This window comes from Streptomyces lothianensis (assembly GCF_047779955.1).
GTDB lineage: Bacteria > Actinomycetota > Actinomycetes > Streptomycetales > Streptomycetaceae > Streptomyces.
The window spans coordinates 259,966-279,310 of record NZ_JBLMKT010000041.1 but is presented as its reverse complement, the minus strand read 5'-3'; the positions used below and the strand labels follow the sequence as shown (position 1 = coordinate 279,310).

At 69.8% G+C, this 19,345-nt stretch carries 16 protein-coding genes; 8 read left to right on the top strand and 8 right to left on the bottom strand.

Going from position 1 to position 19,345, the window contains the following annotated elements; translation table 11 throughout:
* The 4 genes from ACLF6P_RS15915 to ACLF6P_RS15900 form a co-directional block, all read right to left on the bottom strand.
* On the bottom strand, nucleotides 1-395 hold a 395-nt coding region (locus ACLF6P_RS15915), incomplete at its 3' end, for an IS110 family transposase (RefSeq protein ID WP_415950947.1).
* Nucleotides 396-1,009: 614 nt separating this feature from the next.
* Nucleotides 1,010-1,363, bottom strand: a complete 354-nt coding sequence (locus ACLF6P_RS15910; RefSeq protein ID WP_415950946.1) for a VOC family protein — start codon at nucleotides 1,361-1,363, stop codon at nucleotides 1,010-1,012.
* A gap of 270 nt (nucleotides 1,364-1,633) precedes the next feature.
* The gene (locus ACLF6P_RS15905) at nucleotides 1,634-1,831 is read right to left on the bottom strand and encodes a DUF397 domain-containing protein (protein ID WP_415950945.1); all 198 of its coding nucleotides are present in this window, start codon (nucleotides 1,829-1,831) and stop codon (nucleotides 1,634-1,636) included.
* 13 nt (nucleotides 1,832-1,844) lie between these two features.
* Nucleotides 1,845-2,720 carry a helix-turn-helix domain-containing protein gene (locus tag ACLF6P_RS15900; RefSeq protein ID WP_415950944.1) on the bottom strand — a complete coding sequence of 292 codons (876 nt, stop codon included), beginning with the start codon at nucleotides 2,718-2,720 and terminating at the stop codon, nucleotides 1,845-1,847.
* A gap of 159 nt (nucleotides 2,721-2,879) precedes the next feature.
* Between ACLF6P_RS15900 and ACLF6P_RS15895 the strand changes: the two genes are divergently transcribed.
* The 3 genes from ACLF6P_RS15895 to ACLF6P_RS15885 all read left to right on the top strand — a co-directional run bounded on the left by ACLF6P_RS15895 (nucleotide 2,880) and on the right by ACLF6P_RS15885 (nucleotide 4,968).
* On the top strand, nucleotides 2,880-3,299 hold the full coding sequence (locus tag ACLF6P_RS15895) for an ATP-binding protein (RefSeq protein ID WP_415950942.1): 420 nt from the start codon (nucleotides 2,880-2,882) through the stop codon (nucleotides 3,297-3,299).
* A gap of 94 nt (nucleotides 3,300-3,393) precedes the next feature.
* Nucleotides 3,394-4,098, top strand: a complete 705-nt coding sequence (locus ACLF6P_RS15890) for a hypothetical protein (protein WP_415950941.1) — start codon at nucleotides 3,394-3,396, stop codon at nucleotides 4,096-4,098.
* A gap of 150 nt (nucleotides 4,099-4,248) precedes the next feature.
* A complete protein-coding gene (locus tag ACLF6P_RS15885) occupies nucleotides 4,249-4,968 on the top strand; it encodes a phosphotransferase (protein WP_415950940.1) in 720 nt (239 codons plus the stop codon).
* 189 nt (nucleotides 4,969-5,157) lie between these two features.
* Here the strand turns inward: ACLF6P_RS15885 and ACLF6P_RS15880 are convergent, their stop codons facing one another.
* The gene (locus ACLF6P_RS15880) at nucleotides 5,158-6,333 is read right to left on the bottom strand and encodes an MFS transporter (protein ID WP_415950938.1); all 1,176 of its coding nucleotides are present in this window, start codon (nucleotides 6,331-6,333) and stop codon (nucleotides 5,158-5,160) included.
* Nucleotides 6,334-6,389: 56 nt separating this feature from the next.
* Between ACLF6P_RS15880 and ACLF6P_RS15875 the strand changes: the two genes are divergently transcribed.
* The 3 genes from ACLF6P_RS15875 (at nucleotide 6,390) to ACLF6P_RS15865 (ending at nucleotide 9,254) form a co-directional block, all read left to right on the top strand.
* Complete coding sequence (locus tag ACLF6P_RS15875; protein ID WP_415950937.1) at nucleotides 6,390-6,953, top strand: CGNR zinc finger domain-containing protein; 564 nt, start codon at nucleotides 6,390-6,392, stop codon at nucleotides 6,951-6,953.
* Between the two features lie 149 nt (nucleotides 6,954-7,102).
* The gene (argG, locus tag ACLF6P_RS15870; RefSeq protein WP_415950936.1) at nucleotides 7,103-8,560 is read left to right on the top strand and encodes an argininosuccinate synthase; all 1,458 of its coding nucleotides are present in this window, start codon (nucleotides 7,103-7,105) and stop codon (nucleotides 8,558-8,560) included.
* A 322-nt stretch (nucleotides 8,561-8,882) separates the two neighbouring features.
* Nucleotides 8,883-9,254, top strand: a complete 372-nt coding sequence (locus ACLF6P_RS15865) for a hypothetical protein (RefSeq protein WP_415950935.1) — start codon at nucleotides 8,883-8,885, stop codon at nucleotides 9,252-9,254.
* A gap of 315 nt (nucleotides 9,255-9,569) precedes the next feature.
* On the opposite strand, the gene ACLF6P_RS15860 is transcribed toward ACLF6P_RS15865, so the two are convergent.
* The 3 genes from ACLF6P_RS15860 to ACLF6P_RS15850 all read right to left on the bottom strand — a co-directional run bounded on the left by ACLF6P_RS15860 (nucleotide 9,570) and on the right by ACLF6P_RS15850 (nucleotide 16,715).
* Entirely contained in the window at nucleotides 9,570-11,030 is a 1,461-nt protein-coding gene (locus ACLF6P_RS15860) for a glutamate synthase subunit beta (protein WP_415950934.1), read from the bottom strand.
* Nucleotides 11,023-15,606 carry a glutamate synthase large subunit gene (gltB, locus tag ACLF6P_RS15855; protein ID WP_415950933.1) on the bottom strand — a complete coding sequence of 1,528 codons (4,584 nt, stop codon included), beginning with the start codon at nucleotides 15,604-15,606 and terminating at the stop codon, nucleotides 11,023-11,025. Before gltB ends, ACLF6P_RS15860 begins: the two co-directional genes overlap by 8 nt.
* Nucleotides 15,607-15,983: 377 nt before the next feature.
* Nucleotides 15,984-16,715, bottom strand: coding sequence for a VIT1/CCC1 transporter family protein (locus ACLF6P_RS15850; protein WP_415950932.1), 732 nt, complete (start codon nucleotides 16,713-16,715; stop codon nucleotides 15,984-15,986).
* A 246-nt stretch (nucleotides 16,716-16,961) separates the two neighbouring features.
* Here ACLF6P_RS15850 and ACLF6P_RS15845 point away from each other — a divergent pair, with 246 nt between their 5' ends.
* Together ACLF6P_RS15845 and ACLF6P_RS15840 are read left to right on the top strand one after the other, a co-directional pair.
* Nucleotides 16,962-17,981, top strand: a complete 1,020-nt coding sequence (locus ACLF6P_RS15845; RefSeq protein ID WP_415950931.1) for an ADP-ribosylglycohydrolase family protein — start codon at nucleotides 16,962-16,964, stop codon at nucleotides 17,979-17,981.
* A complete protein-coding gene (locus tag ACLF6P_RS15840; protein WP_415950929.1) occupies nucleotides 17,978-19,336 on the top strand; it encodes an ADP-ribosylglycohydrolase family protein in 1,359 nt (452 codons plus the stop codon). The genes ACLF6P_RS15845 and ACLF6P_RS15840 overlap by 4 nt, the downstream gene beginning before the upstream one ends.
* The last annotated feature ends 9 nt before the right edge of the window (nucleotides 19,337-19,345 follow it).

The window sequence follows — 19,345 nt, the reverse complement described above, 5'->3', positions numbered from 1 at the left end:
ACGCGCAACTCGATGGCGTGCTCGTCGTCCGACCTCAGTGCGGTCAGGTCCCGGCGCATCCGGGCCTGGTCGGCGATGACGGTGGCGTCCTTGGTGTCCGTCTTCCCAGTGCCTCGGTAGCCGGCCGACGCGCGGTTGACCGCGAGACCGGGTATGTAGACGAGCTGCTGACCGTGATTGAGCAGGATGTTGATCCACAGAGCGGCCATGCCGTCAGCGACGTCGACCGCCCAGAGCACGTCCTCGTCGATCGCCAGCACGTCGGCGAGCAGGTCTATCAGCTCCGGTTCGTCGTTCAGCACTCGCCGCGACAGCAGTCGCTTGCCCTCGGCGTCCAGCACCACGCAGTGGTGGTGCGTCTTGCCGATGTCCGTCCCCGCCCAGATCCGGGCCACCTGTTCCTCCGGTCGTTCGACGCGCGCTGTTGCTCCGGACGACCTCGCCAGCGTGGTCCTACTCAGCGATGCACCCAGAGGGGCCCGCAGCTCCTAATCAGCGGCCGAGTCGTCGTGAGACTCCGGGCGGCCAGGTGAGGCGAACCATCAAGGGCAACCAACTGAAAGCCACACCCGGAGTCTCTGGGCCTCTGGACCTTACGACGGCCCGTCCAACCCACCAACAACGTAGGACCGACTGACGACGCCCCGCCGCGTATGGACTGGTGCCGTGAGGGACTGGCCCCGTCAAGCCCCCGGTCGAGCCGCACAGCGGCCGCCGGGGCCTTGGTCGTCGTCAGCCCCGTCCCCTCGCCCTTGCCCATCTCCTTCGGTTCTTCGGCGGGCCGAGACCTGACCGGGGAACTCGTTGACCAGGCCCCGGCATCCGTCGTCGACCTCGGCATTCACGGCCGGGCACTGACGGAACTGCTCGGCGAAATCCTCGGTGCGCACTGCGGTCTGATCGTGCATCCGGCCGGGCCGGGTGGCCCCGGACCACAGGGTGCGGCCGCCCTGGCCATCGCTGATCGTGATGGTCTTGATGGCGTTCCGCTCATGCTTGCCGGAAACGGTCAGGCGGGCTGCCACAGCTCGACCCGGTTACCCTCGGGATCGGTGACCCAGCCGAACCGGCCGACGCCCTCCATGTCCTGGATGCCCTCGGACACGTCCGCTCCCTTGGCACGCAGCTGCGCGAGCATCGCCTCCAGGTCACGGACCCGGAAGCTGAGCATGGTCTGCTGGGCGCGTGACCCGAAGTAGTCGGTCCCGGACTCGAACGTCGCGAACACCGTCGGCCCGGCTCCCTGACGCCACAAGCCGTGCTCGTCGGCGTCCAAGCCGAGGCAGTCGCGGTACCACGCGTTCAGGGCCTTCGGGTCGGCAGCCCGCATGAAGTAGCCACCAATTCCAAGTACACGTTCCATGCCGCCATCCTGCCAGGACGAGGATCGGTGGCGGGCGGGCACCCATCGCCGCCCGTCCTCCGTACGGAAACTCATCTCACCGGCGCTCGGCACGGGCTCCCCACCGGCGCACACCACATGCTCGCTACGGCGCGGAGCAAGTCGAAGGACACCTTCACCGTCAACCACGAAGGTGAACGGCTCGTCCAGCTCGTCCACCGACCGACGCGCGACCCACGCGAGGAATTCCGCCCGGCAGCGCACTCGCCCTCCGCGCATGCCTTCCGGGCGCTACACGCCTTGCGCACCCTCGGACTTCACGACCTCCAGGAACTCGCCCCAGGCGTGAGCCCTTACGGCGATGACCGCCCCGCGCGAATTCTTCGAGTCCCGCACCTCAAGGCCCACGCCGGTGAGGCGGGCTTCTACGCACTCGCCGTTCTGGCCGCTGTAGCTGCTCTTGAACCAGTCACTCCGCTGCGAGGGCATGCGCTGAAGTTCCTTACCTGTCTGTCAGTTCCTCGGCCAGCTCGATGATCCGGGACTCGGAGTCCAGCGGGCTGAGAGCCGAGGCTCGAAGGTGGTCGAAGGCGCTCCCCAGCCGCGCCGTGTCCTCCTGAGTCTCCAGGTAGGCGTGACTGGCGAAGTTCTCCAGGAGCACCACTTCCAGCCCTGCGGGCGGTGGGAAGCTGTAGATCAGGAAGGGATACGGTCCGCCTTGGCAGGCCCCCGCCGAGAAGGGTAGTACCTGCAAAGTCACGGTCGGAAGCTGTGCTACGCGGACTAGGTGCATGAGTTGGTCACGTAGCACCTTCGGGCCGCCCACCTCCTGCCGCAGCGCCGCCTCACCGAGAATCATCCACACCTTCAACGGCTCCGGATCAGACCGCGTCAGTGCCTTCTGGCGCTCCATGCGCACTCGGACCTTGGTCTGCTGCTCGTCATTCAGCGGGCCCGGCGCCCCGCCCCGGATCACGGCGGTAGCGTACGCCTCGGTCTGGAACAGTCCGGGAACGATGGCAGGTTGGAAGCCTCTGCACTCGGAGACTTCGTCCTCCAGCCCCACGAGGTCCAGAAAGTCCTGCGGAAGCTGGTCCTCAAGGACACGCCACCAGCGCCGCCGTCGGCTCTCCCGGGCCAGGGCTAGCCAACTCTCCCGCGCGGCTCGGTCCTTCACGCCGTACAGGTCGAGGAGTTCTCTGAGGTCGAGCTGGCGAATGCCGCTGCGACCCGACTCGATGCGGCTCACCTTGGCCACGTGACAGCTGAGCCGCTGAGCCGCGTCCTCCAGCAACAGCCCCCGCTCCTCGCGGAGGCGCCGGAGGTTGGTGCCGAGCACCCTCTTGCGCACCGTTGGCCTGAGTTCTCCCGTCGGCATGACTCCCCCTCAGTGCACGTTCCTGCTCAGCAGCGTACCCCCCGGAACCTTCAGGGCAGCTCAATAGAGTTGTTCGGCTTGCAAGTTGCACAGCAAGCAATCATGCTGCTGAACGTAACAGGCAAGACACTCACCGCAGTTGAGCCCAAGGGGACATCCATGCCCAACCCCACCCCGCCCATCAAGGAATGCACCTGGCAGCTCCCGCGCAGCCCGAGAACCCCGGCGCGGGCCCGCGCCTTACTGCGCCACCAGCTCACCGAGTGGAAAGTCGACGACGACCTCAGTCACACCGCCACACTCCTGCTGTCCGAACTGGTCACCAACTCCGTGCGGCACGCACGCGGGGCGCCCGGACGTGAGGTCGGACTGCGCCTTGTGACGTACGAGGGTCGGCTGCGGGTGGAGGTCGCGGACGCGAGTAGCGGATGGCCAGCCCCGCGCACTGCCGACGAGGACGAAGAGGAAGGCCGCGGCCTGGCACTCGTCGTGGCACTGGCGGACCGCTGGGGCTGCTGCCCGCGCCGCCACGGAATCGGCAAGGCGGTGTGGGCCGAGCTGTCACTCGCCTCCGCCTGATGGAAGCCGGGTGGGCATCGTTCCCGAACCGTGGGGGCAGCGGTGGCCGGTCCGCCTGGAGCTTGCGGTCGCACGTAAGGCATGATCGCAAGGCATGAGCAGTGATCGTTTCGAAGAACTCTTCGATCTCGGACGGGGTGCGATCCTGGCAAGGCGGGTCCCCGGACAGGTACCGCCCGGGGACGGTGACTCCCGCTGGGGCCTGACGGTGCTGCTACGCCCCGACGAGACTGCCGCAGGGCACATGGAACGCCTCACGAAAGAAGCGATGGCCGTTGCCGGCGCTGCTCACTGGCCCACCGGGGATGCTGTCTCGTCACACTTCACCATCCGCACGCTGGAGCGCCATCGGACCCACATCCCGGCAGGCGACGAAGCCGTGGAGCGATATCAGGCCGCATTGCATGCGGCATCGAAGCAGACCGGCGCCATCCGGCTGCGGCTGACGGGTCTGACTCTCACCCCGGGGAGCGTGATGTTGTGCGCCAGACCGATGGACGCCAGTATCGACCGATTCGCGCGAGCCCTCGCTGACGCGCTTGGGGGTGACGCCTGGTTCGAAGCAGACCTCCACCGCACGATCTGGTACTCCAACCTCGTGCACTTCACCGAGCCTCCCCAAGGTCCCGAGGCCCTGCTTGCATGGGTGGCTGCACGCCGTCGCCTGGAGTTGGGGGTGACCATGCACACCCAAGCCGAACTGGTTGCCTGGAAGTTCACCGGCAGACGCGTCATTCCTCGTGTACTCGCTGCGGCGGAACTGCAGCACGCCCGGCCGGCTGAGAGCATCCGTCAGTAGGTCATCGGACGCGTGGGCTGGTGGGTCGGGTGTGTCAGCGGTGGGTGCAGCAGGCTCGTCGGATCCGGCTGCGGACGGTGATGATGGCGGCGGCCAGGACGATGAAGAACTCGACGCAGCTTCGACGGCGCTCGGTATAAGTTCTGCCCGATGGAGATCGGGGAGTTGATCGGGGCAGGGCGGACGGCGGATGTGTTCGCCCTCGACGAGGACCGGGTCGTGCGGCGCTACCGCGACGGTGAGGACGCCACCGGTGAGGCGGTCGTCATGGCGTACCTGGCCGAGCACGGGTATCCGGTGCCGGCGGTGTGGCCGGGCGCGGCGGCCGGGGAATTGGTGATGCAGCGGCTGTCGGGACCGACGATGCGCGAGGCGCTGGTTGCGGGCACGCTCAGCGGCGAGCATGCGGGCGAGATGCTGGCCGATCTGCTGCTGCAACTGCACGCCATCCCTCCCCGGGCCGGGACCGACCCCGCCCACCGCATCATCCACCTCGACCTGCACCCGGAGAACGTCTTCCTCACCCCCGACGGTCCCGTGGTGATCGACTGGGCCACCGCCGAGGAGGGACCCCCCGGCCTGGACACCGCGATGGCCGCGCTGATCCTCGCGCAGGTAGCACTCACCATGCCGGGCGCCGCCGGGATCGTCCGGACTGCCCTCCCTGCCCTGGTGTGTCGACTCGGCGGCACCGACGGCATGCTGCTGCCTGAGGCCCGGGCCCGGCGAGCCGCCAATCCGACCCTCACTCAGGAGGAGATCGCCGCCCTCGACGAGGCGGTCGCCCTGATCCTGACGGGAGGAGCCGACGCTCAAGACGGCGTCCTCCAGCAGGAGGTGAGCTGTGGCTGTCGGATGCGGGGGCGATGACAGCCCAGCGGATGGGAGATCTCACGATCCGGCAGCAGAGCGAGGAACTTCCGCCAGATCGGAATCCGATGGGACTCGGGCACGACAGGCACAGGATTCTCCGCGGTCACGGAGCGTCAGGAAGTCCGTGATCAACGAGAACCGTGCCCGTCGTACCCCAAGCCATCCCAGCCCTACTGACGGGCGCTCTTAGCCGCACGCTGTCGACGGGAGCGTGACGTAGGCCAGAGCCGCGAGAGCCGCCACGCTCGCCGCGAGGGCCAACGCAGCTGTCAGGGACCAGGCTGCAAGCGGGCCGGAGACCGCCGCTCCGAGGGCGAATCCGGTGATCTTCAAGCTGGCGCCCGCAGTGAAGATCCGGCCGAGCAGATGCTCCGGCGCCTCACGGTGACGGACGGCGAACAAGGCGGCCAGTTGGGGGCCTTCACCGACCCCCGCCATGAGTGCACCCATGATGAGCAGCACGGGCGACCCTACAACGGCCAAGGTCAACCCGGTGGCCTGGACCAGGGCGCCGGTCCAGATCATCGTGTCGGGGGCGACCGCAACCGGAAACCGGGCGAGCACGGCGTTGGCCACCAGGGCGGAGACCGCAGCGCAGGAAAGCAACACCACGCCTCGGCCTGCTCCGCCCAGGGCACGTTCACCCAGGAGGGGAATGCACGCCATCAGCATGCCCTGGGCCGTACAGGAGACGCTGGAAGTGACGGTCGCCCGGGCCAGAAGCGGCCTTCCGGCGATGATCCGCAATCCGGCAGCAAGGTCGCCGATCACTGACGTCGCCTGAGCACCTCGCACCCGACCGGAGCGGGCAGGCAGCATCCAAGCAGCCGGTAGCGCCAGTGCGATGAGCGCCGCGGAGACCACCACAGCCGAGGAAGCGCCCAACACCTCCGCCACGCCACCGGCGAGTGCCGGACCTGCCAGACCGGCCACGCCGAATGCCATCGCTTCGAGCGCGTTCGCCCGCGGCAGGCGGTCGCAGTGCACCACCCGGGGCAGCTGGGCCGTCCATCCGCCGGACAGAGCCGGCCCCAGCAGCCCTACCACCAGCGCCAGCACGAGGGTGACGGCGAACGGCAACCTGCCGAGCCCCCAGAGGATCACCCCCAGACCCGCCGCATACAGCATGAGAGCCCAGGCCAGCAGGCGTCCCGGGCGAAGCGCTCGGTCGAGAAGCACCCCGAGCACCGGCCCTCCCACCGCAGCAGAGATCGTGATGCCCGCAAGCAGAGACGATGCTTCGGCGGTCGAACCGGCCAGGGCGAACCCCGCGAGCATCAGCGCAGGTCCGGACATCTCGTCCCCGGAACGAGCTGCGATCGCTCCGGCAAGGTACACACACAGCGGGTAACGCTTCAGCATCCACGAGACGTTACAAACGTAACTCAAAGCTCAGCAAGATGCGTTACATTCCACGCATGCGCTCCCCTACCGATGACTGGTCCACCCGGCACTCAGTACTGGCCACAGCCCGCCGGACCGCCGCGCTGGTCAACGTGCTCGCCGAAGACCACCCGGACCCGGCGGACGTCGTCGACGCACTCCGCGATCACGGCGAGACCGACCCCATCGACCTCGCCGCTCGCGATGTCGCCGACATGCACGCAGCCGCCGCACTCCTGCGGAAAGTCTTCGCCGCCGAACACGCCGATGACGCCGCAGCGGCCCTCAACCGCCTACTGCGGGCACACACCGGCCCCCTCCGTCTGACCTCGCACGGCGGCAGCACGCCCTGGCATCCCCATCTCGACCGCGACGACAACGCACCCTGGAGCGAGTGGCTCCTCGCCTCGTCGTGCATGGCCCTGACCGTCCTCGTCTGGGACCGGCAACGTCCGCCCGGCAGGATCTGCGAGTCAGCCAGCTGCCGGAACGTCTTCATCACCCAGGGCAGCGGACCGGAACGCCGCTACTGCTCCCGCCGCTGCGCGACCCGCGAACGAGTCGCAGCCCACCGCCGCTCCGCCTCCGCCGAGCAGTAGCACGACGTGACGTAGGGCACTCGCGCGCGACAGTCGACGCCCGGCCACTCGCCACTTCACCTCACGAGGAATGAACACCCTCAGGACCTGGAGTCCGGCGCCTGAAACCGGGAGTTGCATGATCATGCGGCGACATGCATACTCTTCCCATGTCTAAGGTCCTCACCTCCCTCCCCGTCGGCGAGCGCGTCGGCATCGCCTTCTCGGGCGGACTCGACACCTCCGTCGCGGTCGCGTGGATGCGCGACAAGGGCGCCGTCCCGTGCACCTACACCGCCGACATCGGCCAGTACGACGAGCCGGACATCGCCTCGGTGCCCGGCCGCGCGAAGAACTACGGCGCCGAGATCTCGCGCCTGGTCGACTGCCGTGCGGCGCTGGTCGAGGAGGGGCTGGCCGCGCTCACCTGCGGTGCGTTCCACATCCGCTCGGGCGGGCGCGCGTACTTCAACACCACGCCGCTCGGGCGCGCGGTCACAGGCACGCTCCTGGTCCGGGCAATGCTTGAGGACGACGTCCAGATCTGGGGCGACGGCTCGACCTTCAAGGGCAACGACATCGAGCGGTTCTACCGCTACGGTCTGCTCGCCAATCCCAACCTGCGGATCTACAAGCCGTGGCTGGACGCGGACTTCGTGACCGAGCTCGGCGGCCGCAAGGAGATGTCGGAGTGGCTGATCGCCCACGACCTGCCCTACCGGGACAGCACCGAGAAGGCGTACTCCACCGATGCCAACATCTGGGGCGCCACCCATGAGGCCAAGATCCTGGAACACCTCGACACGGGTGTGGAGACCGTGCAGCCGATCATGGGGGTGCGGTTCTGGGATCCGGAGGTCGAGATCCCGGCCGAGGACGTGACCATCGGCTTCGACCAGGGCCGTCCGGTGACGATCGACGGCAAGGAGTTCGGCTCCGCGGTCGAGCTGGTGATGGCGGCCAACACGATCGGCGGCCGCCACGGCATGGGCATGTCCGACCAGATCGAGAACCGGATCATCGAGGCCAAGAGCCGCGGCATCTACGAGGCGCCCGGCATGGCTCTGCTGCACGCCGCGTACGAGCGCCTGGTCAACGCGATCCACAACGAGGACACCCTCGCCCAGTACCACAACGAGGGCCGGCGCCTCGGCCGCCTCATGTACGAGGGCCGCTGGCTGGACCCGCAGGCGCTGATGGTGCGCGAGTCGCTGCAGCGCTGGGTCGGCGCGGCCGTCACCGGTGAGGTGACACTGCGGCTGCGGCGCGGTGAGGACTACTCGATCCTCGACACCACGGGCCCGGCCTTCAGTTACCACCCGGACAAGCTGTCCATGGAGCGCACCGAGGACTCGGCGTTCGGCCCGGTGGACCGGATCGGCCAGCTCACCATGCGCAATCTGGACATCGCCGACTCGCGCGCCAAGCTGGAGCAGTACGCCGGGCTCGGTCTGATCGGCGCAGGCGGCGACGCGACCGTCGGCGCCGCCCAGGCGGCCGCGACCGGGCTGATCGGCACGATGCCGGAGCTGCCGGAGGGCGGCGCACAGGCCATCGCATCGCGCGGCGAGATCTCCGAGGAGGACGCGCTGCTCGACCGGGCCGCGATGGAATCCGGCACGGACTGACGACCGGCCCGAGGAGCACTGCAGGACGAGGGTCCGGCCCCCACCGGGGGCCGGACCCTCACGCGTGGGCGGCACCTTCGGCGGCGATGCCTGCGCAGGCTTCAGGCTTCAAGGGCTCCCCGACCTTCCGGGCCGGCTCGAACCGACCCGTCAAATACAAGCCGAATAAAGATTGTTTTCAGCCCTGGCATCGGACTGGAATCTTCCGGTCCAATGCCCGCATCGACTTGGCCGAAACATGACTGAATTGACGGACCGTCCCACTGTTAGCTTCTTGGGGCCGGAGAACCGGATGACCGTCACCGCAAGGGGGAAATTCATCATGCGTTCGAAAACCAAGGCGCTCACGGCAATTGCAGCGGGACTGCTCACCGCGGGCGCGTTCGCAGCGCCCGCCTCCGCTGCCACGGCGCCCTCGGGCCAGGATGCGCAGCGTACCGCCGAGGTGGGCATCAACCAGGTCGTCACCACCTGGACCTCGGCGAATGTCCGCTCCTGCCCGTGGCTCAGCTGCCGCATCGTCTACTCGGTGGGCGCCAACCAGGGCCTGAACGCCCGGTGCTACACGGAGGGCCAGACGATCGACCAGAACGGCTACCGGCACAACAAGTGGGTCAGGCTCTACTCGGGGAATTACATTTGGGGCGGCCTGCTGAAGGGCGACCAGACCGGCGGTGTACACAACCACTGCTGAATTCGGGCTGTTCGCTGGACCACCCGATTCGGGCTGGTCACTGGCCCATCCCATTTCGGCTTGCGACTGAACCGCGCGGGTATTCGAATTCCCGTGAGGGGTGATATTGCCCCTGCGAGTCCGGGAAATTCAAGCGCCCGGTGAAGACCGGTCTCCACAAGGCCGGTCTTCACGCGGCCGGTCTTCACGCGGCCGGTCTTCACAAGGCCGGCCGCACCCGGAACGCCGCAACGCCCACCCCATCCGGTCGGGGACAGGGGCGGGCGTTGCGTCAGTGTTCCGTACGCCGTTGTACGGACCGTCTTTGTGGGCCGGTCAGACCGTCAGGGAACGGTCCGTCGGCTTGATGGGGGCCGGGAGGTCCGAGGCGCCCGTGAGGAAACGGTCCACACCGCGGGCGGCCGAGCGGCCCTCCGCGATGGCCCAGACGATGAGGGACTGGCCGCGGCCGGCGTCGCCGGCGACGAAGACGCCGGGGACGTTGGTCTGGAAGTCCGCATCGCGGGAAATGTTACCCCGGGCGTCGAGCTCCAGGTCGAACTGGGAGGTCAGACCGTTCTCGACGTCCGTGCCGGTGAAGCCCATGGCGAGGGTGACCAGCTCGGCCGGGATCACGCGCTCGGTGCCCGGCTTCTGCTCCAGCTTGCCGTCCACGAACTCGACCTCGATGAGGTGCAGGGCCTTGACGTTGCCGTCCTCGTCGCCCTCGAAGTGGGTGGTCGAGACGGAGTAAACCCGCTCGCCGCCCTCCTCGTGGGCCGAGGTGACCTTGTAGAGCATGGGGAAGGTCGGCCACGGCTGACCCGCCGAACGCTCCTCGCCCGGCTTGGGCATGATCTCCAGCTGGGTGACGGAGGCCGCGCCCTGGCGGTGGGCGGTGCCCACGCAGTCCGCGCCCGTGTCACCGCCGCCGATGACGACGACGTGCTTGCCCTCGGCCGTGATGGGCGGGGCCACGAAGTCGCCCTCGACCACCTTGTTGGCGAGCGGCAGGTACTCCATCGCCTGGTGGATGCCCTTGAGCTCCCGGCCGGGGACGGGCAGGTCGCGGGCGGTGGTGGCGCCGGCGGCGATGACCACGGCGTCGTACCGCTTGCGCAGGTCCGTCGCCTTGAGGTCGCGGCCGATCTCGATGCCGGTACGGAAGCGGGTGCCCTCCGCGCGCATCTGCTCGATGCGGCGGTTGATGTGCACCTTCTCCATCTTGAACTCGGGGATGCCGTAGCGGAGCAGGCCGCCGATGCGGTCGGCGCGCTCGTAGACGGCGACCGTGTGCCCGGCCCGGGTGAGCTGCTGGGCGGCGGCGAGGCCCGCCGGTCCGGAGCCGATGACGGCGACGGTCTTGCCGGAGAGGCGCTCGGGCGCCTGCGGCTTGACGTCGTTGGCGTCCCAGGCCTTGTCGATGATGGAGACTTCGACGTTCTTGATGGTCACGGCGGGCTGCGAGATGCCGAGGACACACGCCGACTCACACGGAGCAGGGCACAGACGGCCCGTGAACTCCGGGAAGTTGTTCGTGGCGTGCAGCCGCTCGGAGGCGGCCGCCCAGTCCTCGCGGTAGGCGTAGTCGTTCCACTCGGGGATCAGGTTCCCGAGCGGGCAGCCGTTGTGGCAGAACGGGATGCCGCAGTCCATGCAGCGCGAGGCCTGCGTCGGGATGATCGGCAGCAGCGAGCCGGGGACGTAGACCTCCTTCCAGTCCTTGACGCGCTCGGCGACGGGACGGGTCTCGGCGACCTCGCGGCCGTGCTTGAGAAAGCCCTTCGGATCAGCCATTGGTCGCCGCCTCCATCATCTTCTCGGTGATCTCGGACTCGGGGAGCCCGGCTCGCTCGGCGGCGTCCTTGGCGGCGAGCACTGCCTTGTACGTGGTGGGGATGATCTTGCTGAACCGGGCGGCCGATGCCTCCCAGTCGACGAGCAGCTTCTCGGCGACCGTGGAGCCGGTCTCCTCCGCGTGGCGGCGCACGACGTCGTGCAGCCACTGCTTGTCGGAGTCGGAGAGTTCCGTCTCGACCGCCGCCAGGTTCCCGGCGTTGACGTTGTCCCGGTCGAGGTCGATGACGTACGCGCTGCCGCCGGACATGCCGGCCGCGAAGTTGCGTCCGGTCTCGCCGAGGACGACGGCCTGGCCGCCGGTCATGTACTCGCAGCCGTGGTCGCCCACGCCCTCCGAGACGACCAGGGCACCGGAGTTGCGGACGCAGAAGCGTTCGCCGGTGCGGCCGCGCAGGAAGATCTCGCCGCCGGTCGCGCCGTACGCGATGGTGTTGCCGGCGATCGTGGAGTACTCGGCGAGGTGGTCGGCGCCGCGGTCCGGGCGGACCACGAGGCGGCCACCGGAGAGGCCCTTGCCCACGTAGTCGTTGGCGTCGCCTTCGAGGCGGAGCGTCACACCGCGCGGCACGAAGGCGCCGAAGGACTGGCCCGCGGAGCCCGTGAAGGTGATGTCGATGGTGTTGTCCGGCAGACCTGCGCCGCCGAACTTCTTCGTCACCTCGTGGCCGAGCATGGTGCCGACCGTGCGGTTGATGTTGCGGATCGCGACCTGGGCGCGGACCGGCGCCGCGTCCTCGACGGAGTTCGCGGCGAGGGCGTCGGAGGCCAGCTTGACCAGCTGGTTGTCGAGCGCCTTCTCCAGACCGTGGTCCTGGGCGATCAGCTGGTGGCGGACGGCGCCCTCGGGCAGGTCCGGCACGTGGAACAGCGGCTCCAGGTCGAGGCCCTGTGCCTTCCAGTGGTCCACGGCCCGCGTGGTGTCGAGGAGTTCGGCGTGGCCGACGGCCTCCTCGATGGAGCGGAAGCCCAGTTCGGCGAGGATCTCGCGGACCTCTTCGGCGATGAACTCGAAGAAGTTGACGATGTACTCGGCCTTGCCGGTGAAGCGCTCACGCAGAACCGGGTTCTGGGTGGCGATGCCGACCGGGCAGGTGTCCAGGTGGCAGACGCGCATCATGACGCAGCCGGAGACGACGAGCGGCGCGGTCGCGAAACCGAACTCCTCGGCGCCGAGCAGCGCGGCGATGACCACGTCGCGGCCGGTCTTCAGCTGGCCGTCGGTCTGGACGACGATACGGTCGCGCAGGCCGTTGAGCAGAAGCGTCTGCTGGGTCTCGGCGAGGCCGAGCTCCCAGGGGCCGCCCGCGTGCTTGAGCGAGGTCAGCGGCGAGGCGCCCGTGCCTCCGTCATGGCCGGAGATCAGGACCACGTCCGCGTGCGCCTTGGAGACACCCGCGGCGACCGTGCCGACGCCGACCTCGGAGACCAGCTTCACGTGGATGCGGGCGGCCGGGTTGGCGTTCTTGAGGTCGTGGATCAGCTGAGCCAGGTCCTCGATGGAGTAGATGTCGTGGTGCGGCGGCGGCGAGATCAGGCCGACACCCGGCGTCGAGTGACGGGTCTTGGCCACCCACGGGTAGACCTTCGGGCCGGGCAGCTGGCCGCCCTCGCCGGGCTTGGCGCCCTGGGCCATCTTGATCTGGATGTCGTCGGCGTTGACCAGGTACTCGGAGGTCACCCCGAAGCGGCCGGAGGCGACCTGCTTGATCGAGGAACGGCGCGCCGGGTCGTACAGGCGCTCCGGGTCCTCGCCGCCCTCACCGGTGTTGGACTTGCCGCCCAGCTGGTTCATGGCGATGGCGAGGGTCTCGTGCGCCTCGCGGGAGATGGAGCCGTACGACATGGCGCCGGTGGAGAAGCGCTTGACGATCTCGGAGACCGGCTCGACCTCGTCGATGGAGATCGGCGCGCGGCCGCCCTCGGCGCCGTCCTTGAAGCCGAAGAGCCCGCGCAGCGTCATCAGGCGCTCGGACTGCTCGTCCACGCGCGAGGTGTACTGCTTGAAGATGTCGTAGCGGCGGTTGCGCGAAGCGTGCTGCAGGCGGAAGACCGTGTCCGGGTCGAACAGGTGCGGCTCGCCCTCGCGGCGCCACTGGTACTCGCCGCCGATGTCCAGGGCGCGGTGCGCCGACGGGACGCCGGAGGCCGGGTAGGCCTTGGCGTGGCGGGCGGCGACCTCGTCGGCGATGACGTCGATGCCGACGCCGCCGATCTTGGAGGTGGTGCCGTCGAAGTACTTCTCCACGAAGGCCTGGTCGAGACCGATGGCCTCGAAGACCTGCGCGCCGCGGTAGGAGGCGACGGTCGAGATGCCCATCTTGGACATGACCTTGAGGACGCCCTTGCCGAGCGCATGGATCAGGTTGCGGATGGCCTGTTCGACCTCGATGCCCGTCAGGAAGGTGCCGGCGCGCACCAGGTCCTCGACGGACTCCATCGCGAGGTACGGGTTGACCGCGGCCGCTCCGTAGCCGATGAGCAGCGCGATGTGGTGCACCTCGCGCACGTCGCCGGCCTCGACGAGCAGGCCCACCTGGGTGCGCTGCTTCGTACGGATGAGGTGGTGGTGCACGGCGGCGGTGAGCAGCAGCGAGGGGATCGGCGCGTGCTCGGCGTCGGAGTGCCGGTCGGAGAGGACGATCAGGCGGGCGCCCTGCTCGATCGCGGCGTCGGCCTCGGCGCAGATCTCCTCGATGCGCGCGGCGAGGGTGTCGCCGCCGCCGGAGACCCGGTAGAGGCCGGACAGGGTCACGGCCTTCATGCCGGGCATGTCGCCGTCGGCGTTGATGTGGATGAGCTTGGCCAGCTCGTCGTTGTCGATCACCGGGAACGGCAGGGTGACCGAGCGGCAGGAGGCGGCCTGCGGGTCGAGCAGGTTGGAGCCCGGGCCCAGCGAGGAGTGCAGCGAGGTGACGAGTTCCTCGCGGATCGCGTCCAGGGGCGGGTTGGTGACCTGCGCGAACAGCTGGGTGAAGTAGTCGAAGATCAGCCGGGGCCGGTTGGAGAGCGCGGCGATCGGGGTGTCCGTGCCCATCGAGCCGATGGGCTCGCCGCCGGTCTTGGCCATCGGGGTGAGCAGGATGCGCAGCTCCTCCTCGGTGTAGCCGAAGGTCTGCTGGCGGCGGGTGACCGAGGCGTGGGTGTGCACGATGTGCTCGCGCTCGGGCAGGTCGGAGAGCTCGATCTCGCCGGTTTCGAGCCAGTCCGCGTACGGGTGTTCGGCGGCGAGGGCCGACTTGATCTCGTCGTCCTCGATGATGCGGTGCTCGGCGGTGTCGACGAGGAACATCCTGCCGGGCTGCAGCCGGCCCTTGCGGACCACCTTGGCCGGGTCGATGTCGAGGACGCCGACCTCGGAGCCGAGCACGACCAGGCCCTCGTCGGTGACCCAGTAGCGGCCGGGGCGCAGACCGTTGCGGTCGAGGACCGCGCCGACCTGGGTGCCGTCGGTGAAGGTGACGCAGGCCGGGCCGTCCCAGGGCTCCATCAGCGTGGAGTGGTACTGGTAGAAGGCGCGACGGGCCGGGTCCATGGAGGCGTGGTTCTCCCAGGCCTCCGGGATCATCATCAGGACCGAGTGGGGCAGCGAACGGCCGCCCAGGTGCAGGAGTTCGAGCACCTCGTCGAAGGAGGCCGAGTCGGAGGCGTCCGGGGTGCAGACCGGGAAGATCCGCTCCAGGTCCTTGCCGCCGAACAGGTCACTGGCCAGCTGCGACTCGCGGGCCCGCATCCAGTTGCGGTTGCCCTTGACGGTGTTGATCTCACCGTTGTGCGCGACGAAGCGGTACGGGTGGGCGAGCGGCCAGCTCGGGAAGGTGTTCGTCGAGAAGCGCGAGTGGACGAGCGCGAGCGCCGAGGCGAAGCGGCGGTCGGACAGGTCCGGGAAGAAGGGCTCCAGCTGGCCGGTGGTCAGCATGCCCTTGTAGACGATGGTGCGCGCGGAGAACGACGGGAAGTACGTCGCGGCCTCCCGCTCGGCGCGCTTGCGCAGCACGAAGGCCTTGCGGTCGAGCGCGATGCCGGTGGCGGGCTCGGCGGCCGCGTCCGCGACGAACATCTGGCGGAAGGCCGGCATCGTGGAACGCGCGGAGGCACCGAGCAGATCGGGCGCGACGGGCACCTCGCGCCAGCCGAGGACGCTCAGGCCCTCCTCGGCGGCAATGGTCTCGATCTTCGCCGCGGTCTCGTCGGCGCCGTCGATCGGAAGGAAGGCGATACCGACGGCGTACGCGCCGGCCTCGGGCAGCTCGAAGCCGGTGACCTCGCGCAGGAACGCGTCCGGGACCTGGGCCAGGATGCCCGCGCCGTCACCCGAGTCGGGCTCGGAGCCGGTCGCACCGCGGTGTTCGAGATTGCGCAGTACGGTCAGCGCCTGCTCCACCAGCTGGTGGCTGGCAACACCGGTCAGGGTGGCCACGAAACCGACACCACAGGCGTCGTGTTCGTTACGGGGGTCGTACATCCCCTGCTGGGCGGGGCGACCGTCCATGGGCGACCAGGCGTCGGAACGCATCGGCTCTCCCGTCGTCGTCGAGGCAAAAGTGCAAGTGCCGAGGGACGACGTTGGCCCTCACGCGTCAAGAACTGCGCGAAATTTCGTGCAGGCTACATGATGGGGTCCATCTCGGTAAACGGATAGTCCGTTCCATCATGCGGACACCGCGGCTGGCGGTGCGGCTCCCCTCGGGGAGGGGGTGCGACTCCCTCGGCGAGGGTCACGGTGGGCGGACCGGGGTGACCGGGGCCCAGTGGCGCGCGCGGGCGTCCTTGCCCACGCGTTCGCCCGGGCCTCATTGCCCACGGCGCTTACGGCTCATGCCCTGCCGTCATGGGATCGAAACCGCTCAGTAACAACTACTTATGCCGACAGCCGCATAGAACTGGAAAGCCTTAGCCTACGGCGGATCCGATCAGACTGCCGAGGACGTACGTCACACCCGCGGCGGCCGCGCCGAGCGCCAACTGCCGCAGCCCGCTGAACCACCAGCCGCGCGCGGTCACCTTGGCGACGACCGCACCGCAGGCGAAGAGCCCGATCAGCGCGAGCAGCACGGCCGGCCACAGCGCGCTCGCACCCAGCAGATACGGCAGTACGGGGATCAGCGCGCCGAGCGCGAAGGCGCCGAAGGAGGAGACCGCGGCCACGAGTGGCGAGGGCAGGTCGTCCGGGTCGATCCCCAGCTCCTCGCGCGCGTGGATCTCCAGGGCCTGTTCGGGATCGCGCGAGAGCTGCCGGGCGACCTCTGCGGCCAGCTCGGGCTCCACGCCGCGCGAGACGTAGAGCTGGGCCAACTCCAGCTCCTCGCAGTGCGGGTGCCTGTGCAGTTCGCCGCGCTCCACCTCCAGTTCCGCCTCGACCAGTTCACGCTGGGAGGCGACGGAGGTGTACTCGCCGGCGGCCATGGAGAACGCACCGGCCGCGAGGCCCGCGAGGCCGGTGATCACGATCGTCTGCTGCGAGACGGAGCCACCCGCGACACCGGTCATCAGTGCGAGGTTGGAGACGAGCCCGTCCATCGCGCCGAAGACCGCCGGGCGCAGCCAGCCGCCGTTGACATCACGGTGGGTGTGGTTGTCGCGGTGCGCCTCGTGCAGTGCCGCTTCGGTCTCGATGATCGCCATGCTTGCGGTGCCCCCAGTTCGCTTGCCGAGCAGCGGCCGTTCCGACCGCCGTACGAGATCGAAAGTACGCGCGAAAAACGGCTCCTGCCAGCAAGGAAGGCCATACTTACCCTGCCTAAGGACCGGTTAGGCAGGCCTGCCTGACCATCTCGGTTCCCGCTGATTCCGCTCCTCTTCCGCGTCGGAAGGGGTGATGTGAGGCCCACTTCGGTACCGAGGGGGCCCTCCGCGTGGAACAGGTACCGCATGGCGTCGACTGCATACGTTCCCCCGGAACCGGCCGCGGCGCCGAACGCCGCCCACACCCTGCGCACCCGGGCGCGCGGAGCCCTGCTGGGCCTCGCCGTCGGTGACGCGCTCGGCGCACCGGCCGAGAACCTCAGACCCTCCGAGATCAGGGCCCGCTGGGGCCGGATCGAGGGCTTCGTCGTCGACGACCCCGTCGGCACCGACGACACCGAGTACGCGATCTTCTCCGGCCTGCTCCTCGCCCGCTACGGCTCCGGCCTCACCGTCGGCCGCGCCGAGGCCGCCTGGCACCAGTGGATCGCCGACCTCGACGAGGGCCCGTTCAAGGGCGCGGGCTTCAGCGAGCGCGGCACGCTGGAGAACCTCCGCCGCGGCCTCGCCGCCCCGGTGACGGCCCAGCACCGGCACGCCTGGAGCGACGGGCTGGCGATGCGGGCCGCGCCGTTCGGGGTGTTCGCGGCGGGCGATCCGGCCGAGGCGGCGCGGCTCGTGGCCGTCGACGGCACGGTCAGCCATGAAGGCGAGGGCATCTACGGCGGCCGGGCCGTCGCCGCCGGGGTCGCCGCGGCGATGGGCGGGGCGGGACCGGCGGGCGTCATCGGTGCGGCGCTCTCGGTGATCCCGATGGACTCGTGGACCGCGCGCTCCCTGCGCCGCGCGGTGATCGCGGCGCCCGCGGGGGAACGCGCGGTGCGCTGCGCGGTGGTCATCGGCGGCTACCCGTGGACCGACCTCGCACCCGAGGCGGTGGGCCTGGCCTTCGGCGCCTTCGCGACCGCGCGCGGCGAGTTCCGCGAGGCGGTCCTCACGGCGGTGAACATGGGCCGCGACGCCGATACGACGGCGGCCCTCGCGGGCGCGCTGGCCGGAGCACTCCGGGGCGAGTCGGCCGTCCCCGCGGAGTGGTCCGCACGGATCGGCCCGGTCCGCGGCAGCTGCCTGCCGTCGATGGCGGGCCACCATGTCCTGGACGTGGCGGACCTGCTGACCCCGGACGAGGAGGAGGTGACGGCATGACGCCGAGCCGCGAGCGTCCCGACGCCACCGCACCGTCGAACCGCGCCCGTCCCGACGCCACCGCACCGCCGATCCAGCTCCGTGCCGACGGCATGACGACGCCGGACCGGCCGCGTTCCGGCGGTACGGAACCGATGGACCGCCTCCGTAGCGACGGATCCGGGACGCCAGGCCGCGCCCGTAGCGACGCCACCGAACCGTCGGACCGGCACCGTAGCGACGTCACCTCGACGCCGAGCCGGTCCCGTATCGAGGGGCTTCTGCTCGGGCTCGCCGCCGGGGATGCCGCCGGATGGCCCGCCGCGCGGCACCGGGCTGCGCGGATGCCCGAGTGGACCCGTCGGCTCACCCGTGAGCTGGACACCTTCGCCGAGCAGAACGCGACCACCACGCTCCCCGTCCCCATCGCGCTCAACCAGCCGCCCGAGCCGCTGCGGCTCGGCCCCTCCGACGATGCGGAGTGGGCCGCGTTCACCGCCGTATCCCTGCTCGAGGCGGCCGCCGCCGGGGATCCGGCGCTGCGCGTAAGGGCCGCCGTGGACCACACCTGGCAGGCCCTCGCCGCCGAGATCGCGGAGGCCGAACAGCGCGCCCCCGAGGTCGAGTCGGCGGTGATGCCCCTGCGGGCCCGTATCTCCGTGCGCGCCGGGCTCGGCAATCTCGCCGGCGGCCTGCGCCCGCCCGCGACCGGCCACGACAATCCGCACTACTTCGACGACGCCGCCTGCGTACGGGGCTGCGTCCTCGCCGTGGTCCACCCGGGCGATCCACGACGGGCCGCCGAACTCGCCGAGTTCGACGCCCGCTACACCCAGGACGGCGACGGCGTCCACGGCGCCCGCGCCATGGCGGCGGCGAGCGCGGTGCTGCTCGGTGGCGGCCGCGTCGACGCGGCCGTGGACGCGGCGCTCGAACAGCTCCCGGACGGCACCGAGATCGGCCGCAACGCCCAGCACGCGGTGAAGCTCGCCCGGGACGCCGAGGACGCCTTCTCGCTCATCCCGGTCCTGGAACACCAGATCGTGGACCACGTCTACAGCTACGGCATCGCGGCCGCCGAGACCGTCCCCGTGGCCCTCGCCCTCACCACCGCGGCCCGCGGTTCGCTCGCCGGGGCCGTCCCGGCCGCGGCCTGTCTCTCCCGCGTCGCCGACTCGGCCCCCGCGCTCGCGGGCGCGCTCGCCGGGGCGTACGGCGGGGAGGCGGGCGTGCCCGACACCTGGCGCGCCGCCTGCCGCACCCTCTCCGGCTGCGCGCTCCCCCGCCTCGCCGGCACCGACCTGGTGGAACTCGCCGACCGGCTGGCCACCCGACTCACCGCTCAACTCGCCGACCGCCTCGCGGCAGACTCATAACTGACGCCC

Excerpts from the sequence above, each read along its gene's own strand:
- ACLF6P_RS15850 (WP_415950932.1), bottom strand. The coding sequence starts at position 16,715 with ATGGCGATCATCGAGACCGAAGCGGCACTGCACGAGGCGCACCGCGAC.
- ACLF6P_RS15840 (WP_415950929.1), top strand. The coding sequence starts at position 17,978 with ATGACGCCGAGCCGCGAGCGTCCCGACGCCACCGCACCGTCGAACCGC.
- ACLF6P_RS15860 (WP_415950934.1), bottom strand. The coding sequence starts at position 11,030 with ATGGCTGATCCGAAGGGCTTTCTCAAGCACGGCCGCGAGGTCGCCGAG.
- ACLF6P_RS15910 (WP_415950946.1), bottom strand. The coding sequence starts at position 1,363 with ATGGAACGTGTACTTGGAATTGGTGGCTACTTCATGCGGGCTGCCGAC.
- ACLF6P_RS15845 (WP_415950931.1), top strand. The coding sequence starts at position 16,962 with ATGGCGTCGACTGCATACGTTCCCCCGGAACCGGCCGCGGCGCCGAAC.
- ACLF6P_RS15905 (WP_415950945.1), bottom strand. The coding sequence starts at position 1,831 with ATGCCCTCGCAGCGGAGTGACTGGTTCAAGAGCAGCTACAGCGGCCAG.
- ACLF6P_RS15895 (WP_415950942.1), top strand. The coding sequence starts at position 2,880 with ATGCCCAACCCCACCCCGCCCATCAAGGAATGCACCTGGCAGCTCCCG.
- ACLF6P_RS15890 (WP_415950941.1), top strand. The coding sequence starts at position 3,394 with ATGAGCAGTGATCGTTTCGAAGAACTCTTCGATCTCGGACGGGGTGCG.
- ACLF6P_RS15875 (WP_415950937.1), top strand. The coding sequence starts at position 6,390 with ATGCGCTCCCCTACCGATGACTGGTCCACCCGGCACTCAGTACTGGCC.
- ACLF6P_RS15900 (WP_415950944.1), bottom strand. The coding sequence starts at position 2,720 with ATGCCGACGGGAGAACTCAGGCCAACGGTGCGCAAGAGGGTGCTCGGC.
- argG (WP_415950936.1), top strand. The coding sequence starts at position 7,103 with ATGTCTAAGGTCCTCACCTCCCTCCCCGTCGGCGAGCGCGTCGGCATC.
- ACLF6P_RS15885 (WP_415950940.1), top strand. The coding sequence starts at position 4,249 with ATGGAGATCGGGGAGTTGATCGGGGCAGGGCGGACGGCGGATGTGTTC.
- gltB (WP_415950933.1), bottom strand. The coding sequence starts at position 15,606 with ATGCGTTCCGACGCCTGGTCGCCCATGGACGGTCGCCCCGCCCAGCAG.
- ACLF6P_RS15880 (WP_415950938.1), bottom strand. The coding sequence starts at position 6,333 with ATGCTGAAGCGTTACCCGCTGTGTGTGTACCTTGCCGGAGCGATCGCA.
- ACLF6P_RS15865 (WP_415950935.1), top strand. The coding sequence starts at position 8,883 with ATGCGTTCGAAAACCAAGGCGCTCACGGCAATTGCAGCGGGACTGCTC.